We start from the raw sequence: 18,688 nt of genomic DNA, 5'->3' as shown, positions 1-18,688 counted from the left end.
TTGCCGACTCGGGGCCTAAAAGGATTCGAATTGCCGGGCTACCGCCGGGAGGTCGACAGTCGTCTCCAGGCGCTCCCACGCGACCTGCTCGCGCTCGCCGCCACACCGCTCGATGACGGCCGCGAAATAGGCGAGCCGCGCCGCGAGGCGATCGTCGTCGTAGGCCGGGACGTCGAGTCGTGACGCCGCGACTGTCGCCTCGATCACGGCGGCGTACCCTCGGTTCGTCGTGGGTACCGTCTCGCGTTCGACTGCCGACTCGATCGGTTCGAGTGTCCACTCCACCCACTCCGTCCCGTCTTCCGTGTCGGCCTCGCGGTGCTCAACCGCCACCTTCGCCCAGGCGTCGGCTGTCGGGAGGATCGGTTCGTCCGCCTCCCAGACGGTCAACGCCGCTTCGACGAAATCCACCGGGTCGCGCGTGAACTGGACGTATCCCTCACCTTCCCGTTCGAAGTTCCGGCGGGTTCGCGTCTGGCCCCAGGTCGTCGCTGTGACTGGATCGCCGGCCGACAGCCCCAGCGCGGCGACGTTATACGATCCGTCGGGGCCGAGCGTCGTCACGACTGACTCGGTGATTCCCCGCAGTTCAACCGGCCAGGGATCGCTCATACCTCCGTCCCCCGTTCGAGAGCGACGAACAGCCCGCCGGCGAGAATGTCGGCTGTCGTCCCCGGGTTGATCCCCTCGGCGAGTAGTTCCTCGGCGAGCGTCTCGGGATCGGTGTCGCCGTCTCGGGCGGCCTCGGCCCGCTCGCGGACGTCTTCGGCCGTCTCCGCTCCATGGTTGATCGCGACGAAGGTGTCTGGCTCCGCGGCGAGCAGATCGAGGAACACGGCGGCGGCACGATCGAGGAGCGGTCCGTCGCGATTCACGAGCCGCTCCGCGGCGTCGAAGGTCCGCGCGAACCCGTTCGTCCACTCGCGGGCGATGCCGTCGTGGTCAGCCGAGCGGGCCAGTATGTCGAACAGCGAAAGATTGCGCTCGCGAATATCGGGCACGGCATCGCTCCCACGACGAACGTCCAGGGCGTCCATGTCGTCGGGCGGGTCGGCGACGGCGACGTCGACGTGCTCGAACGCGCGATAGAACCCGGCAGCGTCCTCGACGCCAGTCCCCTCGGCGACAGCTGTAGCCCGCTCCGGTGTCACTTTTCCCAGCGCGGCGGCCCGGACCAGCGGCGCGAGCAACAGGAGGCCGCCGAACTGGGTGTTGCCGCCGGACTGCCCGTTCATGCCTTCGACTGCCCGCTCGAAGGCCGTCCCGATCGGCGGCCCGTCGGGGTCGGCCAGGTCTTCGAGCCCCTCGCTCGCGCCCACGGCCCCCGCGAGGAAGTGCTCGAACCGGAGGTCGTCGTGATCGCGGTGGCGGTCGACGTTGCCCGGCTTGGGCGTCGTCGCGACCTCCAGCAGCAACGCGAGTTCGGCCTGCTGGGCGATCGTTCGCGTCATCGCGTGGCCCCCGTCGTGGCTGTCCCGTCCGACTCGAACCACGCCTCAGTCGCCGCCTTGACTCGTTCAAGAACGGCAGGACGATCACTCGGTCGGCCGACGCTGACGGCGTCCGCGCCGTACGCCAGATACTCCCGAACCGTCTCCCGGTCGCGGACGCCGTTGTTGGCGATGACGAACAGGTCCGTCGCCGCGACGATGTCGGCGACGACGCCTTCGCTGTCCATCGCATCGACGTGGATCACATCCGCCCCGGCCGTCTCGATCCGCCGGGCGACAGCCGGGAGATCGACGCCGGCCACTTCCGTCCGGACTTTCACGCTGACGGACGCGCCGGTCGTCGCCGCAGCTTCGACCTGGCCAGCCAGCCGGTCCGGCTCGCACAACAACGCTTGCCCGGCCCCCGTCTCGCACAGTTCGTCCTGTCGGCAGTGAGCGTTGATCTCACAGATAGCGTCGTGATCGGCACAGACCCCCGCGAGGTCTCGGATCGGCGCTGGCGACGCGGCCCGGACGTTCAATCCGGCAACGAGCGGCGCGTCCGCCAGCGCTTCCAGCTGTTCGTCTGCGAAGGCGAGTGGATCCGCGGGCAGAAACTCCTCGCGATCGCGTTCGTCGACCATCTCGCGGGCCGCCGTTCGGGTCGGCTCGTCGATCGCGAGCCCGCCGAGAAACGCTGCGCCGACGTAGGGGGCAGCTACGTTCGCCCACTCGGCGTCCGACTCCCCACTGAGGCTGGCGGCGGCAACTCGCAGTTCGAACGGGAACAGTCCGTCTCCCGTCACGTGACCACCTCCAGCGCTTCCCGAACGGCACGGGCGACCCGGGCGGCGTCTTCCTCGGTGTCGAGCGTCGTCTCCGTCCGGATCGTGGGTCGCTCGAGGTCGGTTCGATCGGCCTCATCGAGAACGAACGCGTCCACGAACGGGTAGGCTTCGGCGACCCCGGCTGTCGAGGCTTCGAACCCTTCTGCGGCCATCAGTTTCGCCGCCGGGCCGGAGAAGACCTGATCCTCGACGAACGGGGAGACCGCGACGACGGGAGTTTTCCGGAGCGCTGTGGCGATCCCGTCGATGGCCGTCATCGGCCCGATGCTCGTGATCGGGTTCGACGGGCCGATCACGACCGGGTCGGAAAGGGCATCGAGCACCGCATCCGTTGCCGTCGCGTCTTCCGCGCCCCGGAACGCGACGGATTCGACAGGGGGCTCGCCGTCGTGGGCGACCCAGAACTCCTGGAAGTGCATCGGCCCGTCAGGCGTGTGGACGATCGAGGCCACTGGGTCGTCGCTCATCGGCAGGATCTCGCGGTCGGCCCCGAGGGCGTCGCCGAGAATGCGGGTCACGTCGGTCAACGAATGGCCCTCGTCGAGTAAGCTCGTCCGCGTGACGTGGATTGCCCGGTCGCGGTCGCCGATGTGCATGAACTCACCGACCGCGGAGAACCGTCGCCAGCGTGCGAGTTCACGGCCGGCAGTCTGTCGATCGTCGGGGAGATATCGCGGACCCCCGTCAAGTCCTGCCCGCTCACTCAGCGTTCGAACGTACTCGTGGGTCTCTGCCGAGTCCTCGGCGATCCCCCACCAGGTGTCCGTATCAAGTATTCCGCCCGCCTGAAAGAGACACGTATCGACGTCGGGACAGACCAGCAACCCACCGAGTTCGACGTCGTCGCCGGTGTTCGCGACGACGGTCGTCTCGGCGGGCGTGAAGACATCGTCGGTGCCGGCGAGGAGTTTCGGTGTCCCCGTCCCGCCGGCCAGAAACGTGACCATACTGCCAGTTGTGGCCAGGGAACGCTTAAGCGTGTCCTCACCGCGGGGTCGGCAGCTACGTTTCGGCTTTCAATCCTGAGAATCGGAGGTATACACTCAAGGCTATGGGTTTCACTGGAAGAAACATGGACGACGCGTATCGGTTCGCGCCGGCTGCCCCCGAAGAGGAGTACGTCTACGGGGCGGCCGCGCCGGGCTGGCACTCGGCGGTCGATCACGAGACGGCCGTTTCAGCCTGGATCGAGTTCATGCGCGACCGTGGAATCCAGCGAGTCTGCTGTCTGGTCCCCGGTGCGGAAACTGACGGCTTCCAGTACAATCTGGATCGCTACGTGGCCGCGTTCGGCGAGCAGAACGTCGTTCACGCGCCACTGTTGGACCGGCGGCTCGGAGACAGCACGGTCCTCGAGGAGTCGATCCTCCCGTTTCTCGAAGAATCTGTTCGCCGGGAGTCGCCAGTCGTCGTCCACGGACTTTCAGGGCTTGGACGGACCGGGCAGACACTGGCCGCCTGGCTTGTCCACGGCCGCGGGTATCGGCCCGAACCAGCAGTCGCGACGGTCGAGGACATGGGACGGTTTCCGGCGGAGCCCATCGAGTCCGGCGACGCGACCGAGGAAGAACTGCTCGACCATCTCGCGACTGTCGGGTAATGTCTCGTCCGGCTGTGGACACCCACTGTTTTGAGGCGGCCGTCCGAACGAGGGGACGATGAAGACGATCAAGGACAGCGTCCACGACTACATCGAGGTCGAGGGCGTGGCGCTGTCGCTGCTGGATACGCCGCCCCTCCAGCGGCTGCGACACGTCAGCCAGCTCGGCACGGTCACGCTCGTCTATCCCTCCGCCAACCACACCCGCTTCGAGCATAGCCTCGGCGTCTATCACCTCGCCGACCAGGCGCTCTCTCACCTCGGCATCGAGGGCCAGCAGGCCGAACGCGTCCGGGCCGCCGCCCTGTTGCACGACGTCGGTCACGGGCCCTACAGCCACAACGTCGAGGGGCTGATCCATCGCCACACGGGCAAGTACCACGACGACGTCCACGACCTGATCGGTGAGGGCGCGGTCGCACGCGTGCTGACCGAGCACGGTCTGAACCCAGACGCCGTCGCCGACCTGATCGCTGGCGACGGGGAACTCGGCCAGCTGGTATCGGGCGAACTCGACGTCGATCGGATGGACTACCTCGTCCGTGACGCCCACCACACCGGCGTTCCGTACGGAACCATCGACCACGGACGACTGGTCCGGGAGCTCCGTTTTCGGGACGGCGAACTCGTCCTCGCGGAGGGCAACGTCCAGACCGCCGAGAGCCTCCTGCTCGCCCGCGCGCTGATGACGCCGACGGTCTACAGCCACCACGTCGCCAGGATCGCCAAGGCCATGCTCCGGCGCGCGAGCGCCCGCCTGCTCGAGGCGACGGACACCGATCCGGAGACGTTCCGGCGGATGGACGACGCCGAACTGCTCGTCGCGCTCCGCTCGACCGATGAAACAGCCGAGATCGGGCGGCGACTGACCTATCGTGATCTCTATAAGCGCGCCGTGTGGGCCGAACGCGCGGCCGTCCCAGCGGAGGTCTTGGAGATGGAGCAGACGGCGATCCGCGAGCGCGAGCGGGAGATCGCCGAAGCGGCGGGTGTCGATCCCGCCGCAGTCATCCTCGACGTGCCACCGGAGCCGTCGATGGCCGAGTCGAGCTCGCGCGTGCTCGTCAACGGGACCGTGAGGCGACTGGAGGAACAGTCGACGCTCGTGCGTGCGCTACAGGCGGCACAGCGCGACCGGTGGCGTCTCGGCGTCTACGCCCCGGCTGACGTTCGTGAGCGTGTCGGCGACGCCGCCGTCCGGACGCTCGACCTCGACATCGAGGGCGCGCGTGTCAGCGACACGCCCCGCGGCATCCACACAACGCTCGACGAATTCGAGTGACGGTCCGGTAGCCGGACCACGAGACTGGCACTCTCGAAACCGTCAAACCACACTCACCCCAACGATCACCACATGCAACTCGAAGGAACCATTCTCCGCGGTCGTGATTTCGAGCCGATCGAGGGGCGAGTCGTCGTCGAGGACGGCGAGATCGTGGCTGTCGAGGAGGCTGGGGTCCACAGTGACCGAATCATCCTCCCGGCGTTCGTCAACGCCCACACGCATATCGGGGATTCGATCGCGAAAGAGGCCGGTGCCGGCCTCAGCCTCGACGAGCTCGTCGCACCGCCGGACGGGTTGAAACACCGCTTGCTCCGGGCGGCGAGCCAGGACGAACTCATCGCCGCCATGCGGCGCTCGCTGTCGTTCATGGAACGTGCTGGAACTGGGGCGTTCATCGAGTTCCGGGAGGGCGGTGTCTCCGGCGTCGAAGCGATCGAGGCGGCACTCGACGGGCTCGCGATCGAGGACGTCGTGCTCGGCCGGGAGACACTCGCGGCGATGGAAGTCGCAGATGGCTTCGGCGCGAGCGGCGCACGCGACGGGGAGTTCGGGGCCGAGCGCACGGCGACACGCGAGGCCGGCAAACTCTTTGGCATCCACGCAGGCGAACGCGACAGCGACGACGTCAACCCCGCGCTCGACCTGGATCCGGACTTCCTCGTCCACATGGTCCACCTCGAAGCTCTCCACTACGAACGACTCGACGACGAAGAGACGCCCGTCGTCCTCTGTCCGCGCTCGAACCTCGTGACCGACGCCGGGGTCGCGCCCGCCCGCGAACTCCTCGACCGCACGACAGTTGCACTCGGCACCGACAACGTCATGCTCAACAGCCCGTCGATGTTCCGCGAGATGGCGTTCGCCGCGAAACTCTACGATGTCTCTGCCCGCGAAGTCCTGGGGATGGCGACGGTCGCCGGGGCCGAAATCGCGGGCCTGAACGCGGGCGTTGTCGAAACGGGCCGGGACGCTCGACTGCTCGCTCTCGACGGCGACTCCGACAATCTCGCCGGCGCGGAAGACGTCGTCCGCGCCGTCGTCCGCCGGGCCGGCGTCGACGACGTGACTGACGTCGTTCTCGGAGACTGACCTGCGGCACTGCTGGCTGTCGAGACAAAGACAGAATACTGACATTGGCTATTAAGCCAGATGCCGTCGTACGTTAACATACAATCATGTATGATAGAATTCTCGTTCCGACCGATGGGTCAGACGGCATCGACGCCGTGATCGAACACGCCCTGGAGCTGGCACGGGTTCACAACGCGACCGTCCACGCGCTGTACGTCCTGGACACGGCGACGATGAGCCGGATGCCGATGGACACGTCCTGGGAGGCCGTCTCCGACATGCTCCGTGAGGAAGCTGACCGCGCCCTTGGCGAGGTCGAGGAGATGGCCGGCGACACGGTGACTGTCGAGACGGAGATGCGAGAGGGGGCACCGAGTCGGGAGATCGTCGCCCGTGCTGCCGACGCCGACGTCGACCTGATCGTCATGGGCACGCACGGACGGGGCGGGATCAATCGACTCCTGCTGGGAAGCGTGGCCGAGCGCGTCATCCGATCTGCGCCAGTCCCGGTGTTGACCTACCGGGTCGGAGAACCGCCGGAAGTACGCAGCCCTGAGGAGTGACGCGACTCGCGAGCTCACTGTAGAGTGACGCAACTCGTGAGTTCACTGTAGAGTGACGCGACTGACTCGCTGCGTTACTCCTGAAAAGCCGACCGCGGATCGGCGATCAGTGGTCGCCGGTGTCTTCGTAGACCCACTCGGCGTCGGCGCGGTCGTACTCGACCAGTTCCTCGTCGTCGAAGAACAGCTCGATCTCGCGCTCGTTGGCCCCGGGGTCCTCGTTGTCCGAGCCGTGGATGACGTTGTGGCCCAGGTCGAGGCCGTAGTCGCCCCGGATCGTGCCGGGAGCGGCCTCGGCGGGATCGGTCGCGCCCATCATCTGACGGACCTGTCGGGTCGCGTCGGCACCTTCCCAGACCATCGCCATGACCGGTCCGGAGGTGATGAACTCGACGAGTCCGTCGAAGAAGGGTTTGCCCTCGTGTTCACCGTAATGCTCGTGAGCGAGGTCCTCGTCGATCTGCATGAACTTCGCACCGACGAGTTTCAGGCCGCGATCTTCGAGTCGGGAGACGATTTCGCCGACGAGCCCGCGCTGGACGGCGTCGGGCTTGGCCATCACGAACGTGCGCTCGTCGTGATGGCTCATTCAGGCATCAGCCTCCGTCGGCTCTTCGGCGTCGGTCTCCTCGTCGTCCGCGTCAGCTTCGGCTCCAGACTCGTCTTCGGCTTTGTCGTCGGCAGCGGATTCGTCGTCGGCCTCGTCTTCGTCTTCGGCCTCGTCTTCGGCAGCGGATTCGTCGTCCGCACCTCCCTCGGCGTCGGTGTCCTCGTCGACGGATTCCGCTTCGTCGTCCGGTTCCGTCGCTTCCGGTTCGTCTTCCGGAGGTTCGGCCGGTTCGGCTTCGACTGCGTCGCCGCCCGTTCCGCGACCGGCCTCCGTCCAGGAGAGGTCACGGGCCTCGCGGCCGAGGTCGGCGTTCTTCTCGCACTTCGACGAGCAGAAGTGGATCGTAGTGCCGTTCTTCCGGACGAACATCGTCCCGGTGCCGGGCTCGATGTCCGCGCCGCAGTAGTCACATTCGCGTGTCTGTGGCATTATTGGCCTCCGATGGCGTCCGCCTCACGTGCGGTCTCGCGCAGCTGGAGGACGTCCCCCTCGCGCACGCCACCGAGCACGTTGCGGGTGATGATTCGGCCCTTGTTCTCGCCCTCGCGGATGCGGCACTTGACCTGCATGGCCTCGCCGTGCATCCCCGTCCGGCCCACGACCTCGATGACCTCCGCGGGCGTGGATCCGTCGTCTTCGGTCTCCTCAGCACTCATGACTGATCACCTCAGCGAAGGTCCTCGACCTTCCCGGCGATGTCCTCGACGTCGCCGTCGGCGTCGCCCGCATCGACGATCGCGGCCGCCGCGGAGCCGACTTCGAGGCCGGCCGCGTGACCGAGATCGTCCTGGGCGCCGACGAAGAGATAGGGGACGTCCTTCTCGTCTGCGAGTTCCGGAATGTGCATCACGATCTCCTCCGGCTGAACGTCCTCGGCGACGACGACGAGCTCGGCGTTGCCGCGCTCGATCGCCTTGGTCGTCTCGTTGGTTCCTTTCTTTACTCCGCCTGTGTCTCGCGCAATCTCGAGCGCCTCGAGGGCGTCGTCTTCGAGATCCGCGGGAACATCGAAATCGACGTATACTGGCATGATTGGATCACCTCCTGCACGTGGGCTCGCGCTCCCCCGCCGTGCGAGACCGGCCTCAGACAGGCCGACCCGGCGACGCCCCGCAATCGAAGCGCCGCGAAAGTCCTAGATGGCTAGGAGCATCATCAACCCCGTGCAGGCTGTACCCGAACGTGGTCCGGCAGCCCTAAAAGCGCTTTCGAAGGCTCCTGGCCGTGGGACCGGCCCACACGCGGCGAAAGTGCCTTGCTCTCCCCCGGACCGGTGCATCCTTTTGGGCCCCCGTCGTGCCCACTGGTATGATCGATGGGCTGGTCACGTCGCTGCGCGCCGAGGCGACGGCCGTCGACGAACGACGACTGCTCGTCCTGAGTGGGGACGAGACGCGGACCCGGGATGCGGCCGTCGCCGCGATCGAGGCCCTCGACGTCGAGAACTCGGCAGTCACGGTCGTCGGCCCCGACGCGTCCCTCCCTGGCGAGCACGTCGAAACCGTCCACGCCGACCGCCTGCTCGGCCAAACGCGTGACGTAATCGTCCTCGACTGCCACGAACGCTGTGATCCCAACGCGCTCGGACAGGTCGTCGGTGCTGTCGACGGCGGTGGCCTGCTCGTGATACTCGCGCCGCCGCTCGCGACCTGGCCCGACAGCCGGGACGACTTCGACGCGACACTGGCCGTCCCACCGTTCGACGTCGCGGACGTGACCGGGCACTTCCGGCGACGACTCGTCGAGACCCTCCGCGCTCACTCCGGCAGCGCGATCGTCGACGTCGACAGCGGGACGGTCGAACGCGACGGGTTGACGGATCCTCCACCCCGGATCGAGCGTCGGGCTCCGTCGGTCCCGGCCGAGCGTCCGTTCCCGGCAGCAGCCTTTGAGGCCTGTCTGACAGGCGATCAGATGGCGGTCGTCCGGACGTTCGAACGCCTCCGCAATTCCCAGCAGGCGGTCGTCGTCGAGGCCGACCGGGGCCGCGGGAAATCGAGTGCGGCCGGGCTGGCTGCCGGCAGTCTCGCGCTCGCTGGCAAAGATGTGCTCGTCACGGCTTCGGCGTATCGCAATGCTGCGGAGGTGTTTGCCCGCGCCAGGGAGCTGTTCGAGGACCGCGGAACGACTGTCGAGACCGACAGCGACGACCGGCCACGTGAACTTCGAGTCGATGCGGGACGAGTTCGGTTCCTCGAACCCGTCGCCGCGGCGGAGCGGGCGGCGTCGGCGGACGTCGTCTTCGTCGACGAGGCCGCGAGTCTGCCGGTCGACCTCCTCTCGCGGTATCTCGACGCGCCCGCAGTGGCCTTCACGAGCACAGTCCGGGGCTACGAGGGGGCGGGCCGGGGGTTCGACGTCCGGTTCCGTGACCGCCTCGAAGACTCCGAGTTCGCGGTGACCGAGCGGACGATGAACGAACCGATCCGGTACGCCGCGGGCGATCCGATCGAAGTCTGGGCGTTCCGTGCGCTGTTGCTCGACGCGCGCCCACCAGTCGAGCAGTTGATCGCCGACGCGACGCCCGAATCTGTCGAGTACGCACGACTCGAAGCCGGCGATCTGATCGGTGACGAGCACCTGCTCCGGGAAGTCTTTGGCCTGCTCGTCGTCGCCCATTACCGGACGGAGCCCGCCGACCTCGCCAGGCTGCTCGACGCACCGAACGTCACCGTGCGGGCGCTCACCCACGACGGCCACGTCGTCTCGGTCGCGTTGCTGGCCCGCGAGGGAGCCCTACCGGCCGAGCGCCGGGCCGAGATGTACGAGGGTGCCCGCGTCGCGGGCAACATGATCCCCGACGTCCTGACGAGCCAGCTTCGGGACGAGGCGGCCGGCGCTCCCGTCGGCCAGCGCGTCATGCGAATCGCCACGCACGACGCCGTCCGAGGGCGAGGACTGGGTTCACACCTGCTCGCCGAGATCGAGAGTGAGTTCGCCGACGACGTGGACTGGTTGGGAACTGGCTACGGCGCGACGCCGGGTCTCGTCGACTTCTGGGCGCAGAACGGCTACCGGTCGGTCCACCTCTCGACCTCGCGAAACGAGCGCAGCGGCGAGCACTCGGCGATCATGCTCAGGCCGACCTCGGACGCCGGCGAGGCACTGCTCGATCGCCACACCGGGTGGTTCCTGGACCGGATCGAGGGGATGTTGGCCGATCCGCTCTCCGCCCTCGATCCCGACGTCGCCAGGGCCGTGCTCCGGACGGTCGACGCCACGCCCGCGCTCGATCTCTCCGATTTCGAGTGGCGCGTACTCGCCGGCTCGCCCCACGGGGCTGGACTGTACGACACTGCCCCAGACGCGTTTGCCCGGCTGGCGCTCAGGCACTTGGTCGGCCCCGCCGATACGTCGCTACTGTCGGCCCGCCAGGAGCGGTTGCTGGTCACGAAGACGCTCCAGCGACAGTCCTGGGCGTCTGTGACCAAAGACCTAGACTACCACTCCCGTCGGGAATGCATGCGGGCATTGGGTGAGGTGACAGCGGCGCTCCTCGATGTATACGGGTCTGTGACGGCACGCACTGAGCGCGAGCGCTTCGAGTGAGCGTGCGAGCCACTGGCGAACCGAAACCTACACCCTGAACGACCACGGATACTCCAGTAGAATGGCCGACTCACCAAAGGAAGGCCTCCGGAGCGCGGAGGTCACCGAAGGGGCCGACCGCGCGCCCCATCGATCGCTGTTCCGTGCGGCTGGACTGAGCGACGAGGAGATCCACAATCCCCACATCGGGATCGCCAACTCCTGGAACGAGATCGTGCCCGGGCACGTCCACTTAGACGAACTCGCCGAACACGTCAAGGAGGGCGTCCGCGAGGCTGGCGGCACTCCCCTGGAGTTCAACACCATCGCCGTCGACGACGGCATCGCGATGGGTCACGAGGGGATGCGCTCCTCGCTGCCCTCCCGGGAGGTCATCGCCGATTCGGTCGAACTCATGGCCAACGCCCACCAGTTCGACGGCATCGTCGCGCTGGCGTCCTGTGACAAGATCGTCCCCGGCATGCTGATGGCGATTGCTCGGCTGGACATCCCGGCGATCGTCGTCACCGGCGGGCACATGGCCGCCGGCGAGTACGACGACGAACCTGCCGACCTCGTCACCGTCTTCGAGGGCGTCAGCCAGTACGAGGAGGGCGAGATGACCGACGACGAGTTGTACGAACTCGAGTGCAACGCCTGCCCGGGAGAAGGCTCGTGTGCGGGGATGTTCACCGCGAACACGATGGCCTGCGTCACGGAGACGCTCGGGCTCTCCTGGACGGAGTGTGCCACCCACGGTGCGACCGACGAGCGCAAGTTCGAGATCGCCCGCAAGTCCGGCGAGCAGATCCTCGATCTCGTCCAGAAGGACGTTCGCCCCTCCGATTTCCTGACGCGGGAGGCCTTCGAGAACGCCGTCGCCGTCGATCTGGCCCTCGGCGGGTCGACCAACACCATGCTGCACATTCCCGCTATCGCTCAGGAGGCTGGCCTGGACATCACGCTCACGGACTTCGAGGAGATCGCCGCACGTACCCCCCACCTCGCCCACATGAGCCCTGCCGGTCCCTGGCGAATGGAACACCTCCGGGAGGACGGCGGCTTGCCCGCGCTGTACCAGCGGATCGACGACTTGCTGCATCTCGATCGGCCCACGATTGACGAAAAGACGATCGGCGAGCGCCTGGAGGAAGGCGACGACCCTGGCGAGGTCATTCAGCCCCGCGACGATCCGGTTCACGAGGAAGGGGGATTGTCCGTCCTGCGCGGGAATCTCGCGCCCGAGGGCGCAGTCGTCAAGTCCGGCGCGATGGACGAGGACATGCATCAATTCGAAGGCCGGGCGCGGGTCTTCGAGTCCCAGCAGGCGATGCTCGAGGCCTACGACGATGGCGATATCGAGCCCGGCGACTTCCTCGTCATCCGCTACGAGGGGCCGAAGGGCGGGCCCGGCATGCCCGAGATGCTCGAACCCACCTCGAAGATCAGCGGTTCGCCACGCCTCTCGGGCGAAGTCGCGCTGCTGACTGACGGCCGCTTCTCCGGCGGAACCCGCGGTGCGGCCATCGGTCACGTCAGCCCGGAGGCGGCGTCGGGCGGCCCGATCGCCCTGGTCGAGGCGGGTGACACCATCCGGATCGACGTCGACGAAGGCGTGCTCGAACTCGATGTCTCGGACGAAGAACTACGTGAGCGAGCGGCCGAGTGGGAACCGCCGGAAATCGACGCGACGGGAAATCTCGAACGCTTCGCCGCGCTGGCGACGAGTGCGGCGACCGGCGGCGTGCTGGAAGTGCCGGACCTGCCGACGCCGTCGATCCAGGTGCCCGATGCCGGGTCGGACCCGACCAGCGCCGACGACTAGAACTCGTCTTCCCACCGGAAGACGCCGTTTCGCTGGATCTCTCTGTATTCTACATTTGGCATCAGTTTCGCAATGTGCCGAAGACTTACTATACGCCAGCGTAAAGCATACGTACATGTCCAACGCGAGTGCCGCGGCCGGCGACGACGAACCGGAGACGGTACAGATCAACCTCCGGCTCAGCGAGGCGTTTCTCGAGGATATCGACGCGACCTGGAAGGAGCAGGGGTTCAACTCCCGTAGCGAGTTTCTCCGGTACGCCGCTCGCGACGCGGTGAAGCATCCGGCGTTCTCCCGGGAGGGGTGGAAACAGATCGCGGCGAGCGAACACGAGCTGCGATCCGATGACGCGGAACTCGTCTCACGTGACGAGGTGTTGGAGATGATGGGGTAGGAAGCCGATGCCGAGTGACGGTGACTGGACCTGGGCGTTCACATCCCAAGCCGCCGATCAGTTCGACAACCTCGATGCACACGTGCAGGATCGAATCGTCTCGAAACTCGACGAAGTCGTCGACTCGGAGTGGCGTAGTCCAGACGAATTCCTCGAACCGCTGACCGGCGGGCCGTTCTCGAAACTCCGCGTCGGCCAGTACCGTCTCGCCTGTGTCCTCGACCGGGAATCGTCCGTCCTTGAAGTCCATCGGATCGAACATCGGATCGAACATCGAAGCGGCGCGTACACCGCCGACGACTAGAACTCGTCTTCCCACCGGAAGACGCCGTTTCGCTGGATGACTTCGCCGTCGACCGACAGCGTCGCGTCCTCGCTCGTGTCGGCGATCAGATCGACGTGGATCGCGCTGTCGTTGCCGGCCTCGTCCGCTGGCAGGCAAGCGTCGTAGGCCCGACCGAGCGCCAGGTGAAACGTTTCGGCCATCTTCTCGTCGAAGAGGATGTTGTCGGTGTAGCGGTCGATCCCCCGATTCATGCCGACACCGAGTTCGCCCAGCCGACGAGCACCGTCGTCAGTATCGAGCAGGGCAGCCAGCGTCTCTTCTCCAGCAGTAGCCGAGTAATCGACCACTTCGCCGTCCTCGAAGACGAGGTGAACGTCCCGTAGTGTCTTGCCCCGGACCGTCATCGGCACGTCGAAGGTGACTTCGCCCTCGGCGTCGGCGGGTGCAGTGAAGACCTCGCCGCTGGGGAGGTTGTGCGAATCGTAGGCCACGGAGGCGGCGCTGTTGACTGCCGTCCGTCCCTCGATCGAGAGCGTGAGGTCAGTGCCGGGAGCGTCGATGTGGACCTCGGTGCCCGAATCGAGGATCGTCTTGAGGCGGTCCATCTCCGCGGCGAGTGACTCCCAGTCCCGCAGCGTGGCGTCGTAGACGAAATCGCGATACGCTTCGAACGCCATCCCGGCTTGCTGGGCGAGCGCGCGCGTCGGATGGAGTGTCGAGACCCAGTCGGTCGCCAGACGCGCTTCCCGAATGTCTTCCCTGGCGCGGGCGAACGCCTGCTGGCGATCGTCGGGCACGTCGCCCCTTCCGGCCGTGTTGCGCGTCCCGCCCAGGAGCAGGACGCTGTCGGCGTTCGCATAGAGCGCCCGCTCGAATTCGGGGTCGGCGTCGAAGTCGTCGTCGTGTGCCCGGAGGTACGCGCGCTGGATCTCGTCGGAACGGTAAACGCTCAGCAGGTTCGCGCCGCGCTCGCCAAGGACTTCGGCGACCGCGACGGCCAGGTCGTGCGCCCCTTCGTCGACCGAGAGGACGACGTCGTCGCCCGACTCGATGCGCCCACTCCAGTCGACGAGTGTCTCGGCGTGTTCGTGGATGCGATCGTCCATGACGGTCGAAAGCGTGACGGCACTAAAACGCCAGCGGAGGCGATCGATTTCGGTGTGCTCCACTCGCGAGTTACGCTTTTTTGCTCGAATCGCCTATATGCGAGCGAGCCATGACGCTGCGAAGTCGTCTACAGGGCCGACAGACACAGTTCTACATCGAGTTCCTCTACGGGTTCCTGTTCATCGCCGGGTTCACGTTGCTGATGTTCCAGTTTGACCCGCGCGTCGCGGCCTTCGAAGGGGGACTCGTGATCGGCTACATCTTCCGTATCTGGGAGAAGATGTCGATTTACGAACGAATTCTCGAAGAGAGCGTCTCGGCGGCTGCGGAGTCACAGGTCGAAGCCGAACTCGACGAGCAGGTCCCCGAGGAGGTTCAGACGGAACTACGGGAGCAGGTTCCGGCGGAGGTAGAGACGGAGCTCGATGCACAGGTCTCTGACGAGGTGGAAGAACAGGTCTCCGATGAAGTCAAGCAACAGGTCGCTGACGAAGTCGAGGAGCGAGTCGCCGACGAGGTCGAGGCTGAACTCGACAACCGCCTCGATACTGACGGACATCCGGCCAGAGAGGATACAGACTCATCAGCTACGGGGACGAAGTAGGGCGGTACGTTGTCGTCGGGAATCCGACACCAGTCCGGCGGTTAGACGACGACGATCGCGCCTTTCATCCCCTGGATCTCGTGGGGTTCACAGACGTATCGATAGGTTCCTGAACTCTCGAAGGTGTAGGCGTAGGTCTCGTTGTCACTGGTGACGGCCGGACCGCTGTACAGCGGCTCACGGTCGCCGGGCGACGCCACATTGTGTGCGCTCCCGCGCCCGCTCCACTCCCAGACGACCGTCGTTCCCGGGCTGATCGCGACGACAGCGGGGTCGAACGCCCAGTAGCTGCCGTTGCCGCGGGCACCGACGGTGACCGAGACTTCCTCGGCGTCAGTCCGATCCACGCCGGTACCGTCGAAGTTGCTCGTACTCGAGAGGTACTCCTCGGCTGATTGGGGGACGTCCGTGTATTCCGGATAGTCGTTCTCGGTGGTTTCGCCGCCGTCGCTCGAACAGCCGGCCAGCGATCCGACCGTGAGACCGCCGATCGTCGTCAGCACCGCTCGTCGTCGTATCATTGGACGAACGTAGGGCACTCGGACTCAAAACCACGTCGACCCCCACAAAAACCACTGGGAACGGTCTGTCGTTTCGGCTCACGGCGTGACGCCGTTGTCGGCATCACCGACGTACAGCGCGTAGAGCACGACGAGAAATCCGGTCGCGGAGAGACTGCTCTCGACGCCGATACAGACGTCGAAGCCGATGACGCCGAACTGATGGAGAAGTCCCCCGGCGAGCGTCCCGGCCGCGACGAGGCCGAAACCAAACGTGAGCGTCCGCAGCGAGGGTGACCCCGTGCGTCGATAGGCCCGGTAAGCGAGATACGTGAGGATACCCGAACATCCCAGAATGATCACCTCGGCCACGGTCACGATCGCCACACTGCTTTGCATTATCGTCCCCTACAACTACTCGGGTCGCTGACCGGATATAAACCGCAGTCCATTTCCACCTCTTGGGAACGTCTCACTTAGTCGCGTACAGCGAGTAGACGATGACGATGAACCCGCCGGCGGTCAGCCCGGATTCGAGCAGGAGACTCTGCTCTAATCCAAAGGAGAAAATTAGATTTCCGGCTCCGGCCAGAAACGCGCCGAGCGTGATCACGCCGAAGCCAAGCGCCAGTGCCCCCAGCGACTGGGCCCGCGTCCGTCGATAGGCACGATAGGCGAGAAACGTTATCAGCCCACCCAAAAGCAGGGTGAGAGTTTTCAGTGCAATGACAGTTATCGAGACGTGTGGAGTCATGTTTCCTTGCGAACCTCCGACCATAGGGTTTCTAGACGTTCGTCGGCCGTCTGGGCCCGACGCGCGATCTGGACCTCACACTCGCGGTCCTCCGAGAGCCCGATGATGACTTCCTCGAAAGCGATCTCGTAGGTACTCGCGTGCTGGCCGTCCGGCCGGATCTCGACGCCTTCGGTCAACAGCGACGCCTCTGTTAGCAGGTCGAGTTTCCGGTAGGTCGTCGATAGCGGGATGTCGCTCGTCTCAGAGATCTCCGAGGCCGTCATCGGCTCGTCGAGTTCCTCGACGATCTTGCGACACTCCGGGTCGTCGAGTGCGTCGAGGATGGCCTGTAGATCGGGAGACTCCTCGGCTGCGAACGGATCCCGGACCATCTCAGTCCGACCTTCCCCGTCCGCTCGGGAGCCTGCGTCCGGAATGGATGGGGGCGTCGCACGTTCGTCGAGACCGATGCATGTCTTCGGTTCGGCGCTTGACGGGAATTTAGGTTTCGGTTCGTCTCCTCGTTATCGTGCGTCGGATAATCGTCGGATATCGCGACTCAGACGGTTAGAAACGCCACTATCTGTCGTCCGGAACCGGTCGGAATCGCGTTCGGTCGCCTCCCCGTTTAGAATATCTCTGTTTTGTGACCAAAATTGCCGATGATGGGGAAAATATTGCTGGTTGTTGGGTGCTGTTTCTACAGTAGGGGCTCCCTCGCGACAGGAATAAAGGGATGCGCCGCATTCTCATCGGTTGGGAATTGACACGAGTGGTTTGTAGCTTCGCAGAAAGGTACTGGTAATGACAGCGAATGCTGACCGTCGCCACGAGGCGGTCGACCAGCCCCGCGGCCGAGACGACCGGGAGTGGGAAGTGTTCGTCCGTGAGACGGGCGACGAACCGCTGACACACGTCGGTAGCGTCACGGCATCCGACGAAGAGCGTGCTCACGAGCAGGCCGAGACGCTCTTCTCGGACGTCGCCGCCATCTGGCTCTGTCCTGACAGTGCGGTCAACCGATATACCGAATCGGCGCTCGTCCCGGGTGAGCGTGCATGATTCCGGTCAGTGATCTGCTCGTCGGGACTGCGAAATCGGCGGACAGCGACGAATCGCGTCCGGCCGCGGACCGACAGCATCCCGTCGTCGTCTGGCACGTCACGGGGGCAAACAACCTCGATCCCGCGTATGGGTACGAGACTGCCGGGCCGGGCCACGGCGACGGCGAGTTGACGACCGCCGAGGCGACGGACGTCATCGACGATATCGCCGCCTACGGCGTCGCAGCGATCCGGTTCTCTGGCGGGGAGCCACTGTTGCGCGACGACCTCGAGACGCTGGTCGAACGCGCCAGCGACACCGGTCTCCGGACGGAACTGTCGACCAATGGGACGCTTCTCACCGACGAACGGGCCGAGTCGCTCCGTGCGGCCGGGCTCGACGACGTCGACGTCGCGATCGACGGCTTGCCCGAGCATCACGACGACATTTACGGCCGGGAGGGGGCCTTCGACGACGCCCTCGACGGCATCGAGGCGGCCCAGCACGCGGATCTCGACCCCGGCGTCCGGTTTACACTCACCGAAGCCAACGCCGCCGACATGGAGGAACTGGTCGATCTGCTCGCCCTCCAGGGTGTCTCGCGCTTCCGGTTTCACCACCTCGAATACAGTGCTGACGACGAGATCATGGACCTAGACGTCGATCACGAGGCCCAGCGACGCGCCGTCCGGCGGGTCTGTGACATCACGCTCGACGCGCACGATCGCGGCCACGACGTCGAGACGCTACTCGAAGGCAATCGGGCCGACACGGGCTACGTCTATCAGTACGCCCGCGAGGAACTGGACGAAGGCCGCGCCGCGGCGATCCGCGAGCGCCTCGAGACCGAGGGCGGCGATCCCGTCGCCGAGCGCATCGCCGACATCGACTACCAGGGTAACGTCCATCTCACGCCCTACTGGCAGGCGTACTCGCTCGGCAACGTCCGCGACCGGCCGTTCAGCGCGATCTGGGAGGACGAGTCCAACCCCTTGCTCGCGAAACTACGTGACCGTGAGGACCACCTCCCGGACCGGTGTCCGAACTGCGAGTACTACGCGATGTGTCGCGGCGGCTCGCGTCACCGTGCCCTGGCGGCCGAAGGCGACGTCTGGGCGCGCGACCCGCAGTGTTATCTTACTGACGACGAGATCGGCCTGGACGTCGACGCTTCCGCCGACTGATCGCCCCTGCTGTCCTTCCGGCGAGAGCCGCCCGGAATCGGGGCGCTTTTTGTACTCCCACCTGTAGCCGTCA

At 65.9% G+C, this 18,688-nt stretch carries 24 protein-coding genes; 11 read left to right on the top strand and 13 right to left on the bottom strand.

The window, feature by feature from the left end; genetic code table 11:
• Positions 1-15: 15 nt before the first annotated feature.
• The 4 genes from HTIA_RS03260 to cofD are packed head-to-tail and all read right to left on the bottom strand — an operon-like array spanning position 16 to position 3,225.
• A complete protein-coding gene (locus HTIA_RS03260; RefSeq protein WP_008527876.1) occupies positions 16-612 on the bottom strand; it encodes a DUF447 domain-containing protein in 597 nt (198 codons plus the stop codon).
• Entirely contained in the window at positions 609-1,451 is an 843-nt protein-coding gene (locus HTIA_RS03255) for a triphosphoribosyl-dephospho-CoA synthase (RefSeq protein WP_020936011.1), read from the bottom strand. Before HTIA_RS03255 ends, HTIA_RS03260 begins: the two co-directional genes overlap by 4 nt.
• Entirely contained in the window at positions 1,448-2,236 is a 789-nt protein-coding gene (locus tag HTIA_RS03250) for a tRNA-dihydrouridine synthase (protein WP_008527880.1), read from the bottom strand. The genes HTIA_RS03255 and HTIA_RS03250 overlap by 4 nt, the downstream gene beginning before the upstream one ends.
• On the bottom strand, positions 2,233-3,225 hold the full coding sequence (cofD, locus tag HTIA_RS03245) for a 2-phospho-L-lactate transferase (RefSeq protein WP_008527881.1): 993 nt from the start codon (positions 3,223-3,225) through the stop codon (positions 2,233-2,235). Before cofD ends, HTIA_RS03250 begins: the two co-directional genes overlap by 4 nt.
• Before the next feature lie 125 nt (positions 3,226-3,350).
• Between cofD and HTIA_RS03240 the strand changes: the two genes are divergently transcribed.
• The 4 genes from HTIA_RS03240 (at position 3,351) to HTIA_RS03225 (ending at position 6,797) form a co-directional block, all read left to right on the top strand.
• The gene (locus HTIA_RS03240) at positions 3,351-3,878 is read left to right on the top strand and encodes a protein-tyrosine phosphatase family protein (RefSeq protein ID WP_008527883.1); all 528 of its coding nucleotides are present in this window, start codon (positions 3,351-3,353) and stop codon (positions 3,876-3,878) included.
• A gap of 58 nt (positions 3,879-3,936) precedes the next feature.
• Entirely contained in the window at positions 3,937-5,160 is a 1,224-nt protein-coding gene (locus HTIA_RS03235; RefSeq protein WP_008527884.1) for an HD domain-containing protein, read from the top strand.
• Between the two features lie 72 nt (positions 5,161-5,232).
• Positions 5,233-6,252, top strand: coding sequence for an amidohydrolase family protein (locus tag HTIA_RS03230; RefSeq protein WP_008527885.1), 1,020 nt, complete (start codon positions 5,233-5,235; stop codon positions 6,250-6,252).
• A gap of 86 nt (positions 6,253-6,338) precedes the next feature.
• A complete protein-coding gene (locus tag HTIA_RS03225) occupies positions 6,339-6,797 on the top strand; it encodes a universal stress protein (protein ID WP_008527886.1) in 459 nt (152 codons plus the stop codon).
• A 106-nt stretch (positions 6,798-6,903) separates the two neighbouring features.
• Here the strand turns inward: HTIA_RS03225 and ndk are convergent, their stop codons facing one another.
• The 4 genes from ndk to rpl7ae are packed head-to-tail and all read right to left on the bottom strand — an operon-like array spanning position 6,904 to position 8,437.
• The gene (ndk, locus tag HTIA_RS03220; protein ID WP_008527887.1) at positions 6,904-7,386 is read right to left on the bottom strand and encodes a nucleoside-diphosphate kinase; all 483 of its coding nucleotides are present in this window, start codon (positions 7,384-7,386) and stop codon (positions 6,904-6,906) included.
• Complete coding sequence (locus HTIA_RS03215; RefSeq protein ID WP_008527888.1) at positions 7,387-7,836, bottom strand: 50S ribosomal protein L24e; 450 nt, start codon at positions 7,834-7,836, stop codon at positions 7,387-7,389. It abuts the gene before it with no gap.
• Positions 7,836-8,063, bottom strand: coding sequence for a 30S ribosomal protein S28e (locus HTIA_RS03210; RefSeq protein ID WP_008527889.1), 228 nt, complete (start codon positions 8,061-8,063; stop codon positions 7,836-7,838). Before HTIA_RS03210 ends, HTIA_RS03215 begins: the two co-directional genes overlap by 1 nt.
• Positions 8,064-8,074: 11 nt before the next feature.
• The gene (gene rpl7ae / locus HTIA_RS03205) at positions 8,075-8,437 is read right to left on the bottom strand and encodes a 50S ribosomal protein L7Ae (protein WP_008527891.1); all 363 of its coding nucleotides are present in this window, start codon (positions 8,435-8,437) and stop codon (positions 8,075-8,077) included.
• Between the two features lie 278 nt (positions 8,438-8,715).
• On the opposite strand from rpl7ae, the gene tmcA reads away from it, so the two are divergent.
• The 4 genes from tmcA to HTIA_RS03185 all read left to right on the top strand — a co-directional run bounded on the left by tmcA (position 8,716) and on the right by HTIA_RS03185 (position 13,458).
• On the top strand, positions 8,716-10,956 hold the full coding sequence (gene tmcA / locus HTIA_RS03200) for a tRNA(Met) cytidine acetyltransferase TmcA (RefSeq protein WP_020936010.1): 2,241 nt from the start codon (positions 8,716-8,718) through the stop codon (positions 10,954-10,956).
• Between the two features lie 61 nt (positions 10,957-11,017).
• A complete protein-coding gene (ilvD, locus tag HTIA_RS03195; protein WP_008527894.1) occupies positions 11,018-12,760 on the top strand; it encodes a dihydroxy-acid dehydratase in 1,743 nt (580 codons plus the stop codon).
• A gap of 115 nt (positions 12,761-12,875) precedes the next feature.
• Positions 12,876-13,154: a ribbon-helix-helix domain-containing protein gene (locus HTIA_RS03190; protein ID WP_008527895.1), complete on the top strand. Its 279-nt coding sequence runs from the start codon at positions 12,876-12,878 to the stop codon at positions 13,152-13,154.
• 7 nt (positions 13,155-13,161) lie between these two features.
• The gene (locus HTIA_RS03185; RefSeq protein ID WP_008527896.1) at positions 13,162-13,458 is read left to right on the top strand and encodes a type II toxin-antitoxin system RelE family toxin; all 297 of its coding nucleotides are present in this window, start codon (positions 13,162-13,164) and stop codon (positions 13,456-13,458) included.
• On the opposite strand, the gene HTIA_RS03180 is transcribed toward HTIA_RS03185, so the two are convergent.
• Positions 13,455-14,546, bottom strand: coding sequence for an aminopeptidase (locus HTIA_RS03180; RefSeq protein ID WP_008527897.1), 1,092 nt, complete (start codon positions 14,544-14,546; stop codon positions 13,455-13,457). The two genes, HTIA_RS03185 and HTIA_RS03180, sit on opposite strands and share 4 nt — an antisense overlap.
• A gap of 110 nt (positions 14,547-14,656) precedes the next feature.
• Here HTIA_RS03180 and HTIA_RS03175 point away from each other — a divergent pair, with 110 nt between their 5' ends.
• A complete protein-coding gene (locus HTIA_RS03175) occupies positions 14,657-15,151 on the top strand; it encodes a hypothetical protein (RefSeq protein WP_008527898.1) in 495 nt (164 codons plus the stop codon).
• A gap of 41 nt (positions 15,152-15,192) precedes the next feature.
• Here HTIA_RS03175 and HTIA_RS03170 read toward each other — a convergent pair whose 3' ends face one another.
• From HTIA_RS03170 to HTIA_RS03155, 4 genes are all read right to left on the bottom strand, one after another.
• Positions 15,193-15,672 (bottom strand): halocyanin domain-containing protein, encoded by a 480-nt coding sequence (locus HTIA_RS03170; protein ID WP_021029386.1) that lies wholly within the window; start codon positions 15,670-15,672, stop codon positions 15,193-15,195.
• Between the two features lie 78 nt (positions 15,673-15,750).
• Positions 15,751-16,050 (bottom strand): DUF7521 family protein, encoded by a 300-nt coding sequence (locus HTIA_RS03165; RefSeq protein WP_021029385.1) that lies wholly within the window; start codon positions 16,048-16,050, stop codon positions 15,751-15,753.
• 73 nt (positions 16,051-16,123) lie between these two features.
• On the bottom strand, positions 16,124-16,405 hold the full coding sequence (locus HTIA_RS03160) for a DUF7521 family protein (RefSeq protein ID WP_008527902.1): 282 nt from the start codon (positions 16,403-16,405) through the stop codon (positions 16,124-16,126).
• On the bottom strand, positions 16,402-16,779 hold the full coding sequence (locus HTIA_RS03155; protein ID WP_008527903.1) for a winged helix-turn-helix domain-containing protein: 378 nt from the start codon (positions 16,777-16,779) through the stop codon (positions 16,402-16,404). The genes HTIA_RS03160 and HTIA_RS03155 overlap by 4 nt, the downstream gene beginning before the upstream one ends.
• A 412-nt stretch (positions 16,780-17,191) precedes the next feature.
• Between HTIA_RS03155 and HTIA_RS03150 the strand changes: the two genes are divergently transcribed.
• Positions 17,192-17,449: an Htur_1727 family rSAM-partnered candidate RiPP gene (locus HTIA_RS03150; RefSeq protein WP_008527904.1), complete on the top strand. Its 258-nt coding sequence runs from the start codon at positions 17,192-17,194 to the stop codon at positions 17,447-17,449.
• On the top strand, positions 17,446-18,615 hold the full coding sequence (locus HTIA_RS03145; RefSeq protein ID WP_008527905.1) for a TIGR04347 family pseudo-SAM/SPASM protein: 1,170 nt from the start codon (positions 17,446-17,448) through the stop codon (positions 18,613-18,615). The genes HTIA_RS03150 and HTIA_RS03145 overlap by 4 nt, the downstream gene beginning before the upstream one ends.
• Positions 18,616-18,688 lie beyond the last annotated feature (73 nt).

Origin of the sequence: Halorhabdus tiamatea SARL4B (genome assembly GCF_000470655.1) — an archaeon.
In the GTDB taxonomy this organism is placed as follows: Archaea; Halobacteriota; Halobacteria; order Halobacteriales; family Haloarculaceae; genus Halorhabdus; species Halorhabdus tiamatea.
This window is presented reverse-complemented; position numbering and strand designations above follow the sequence as displayed.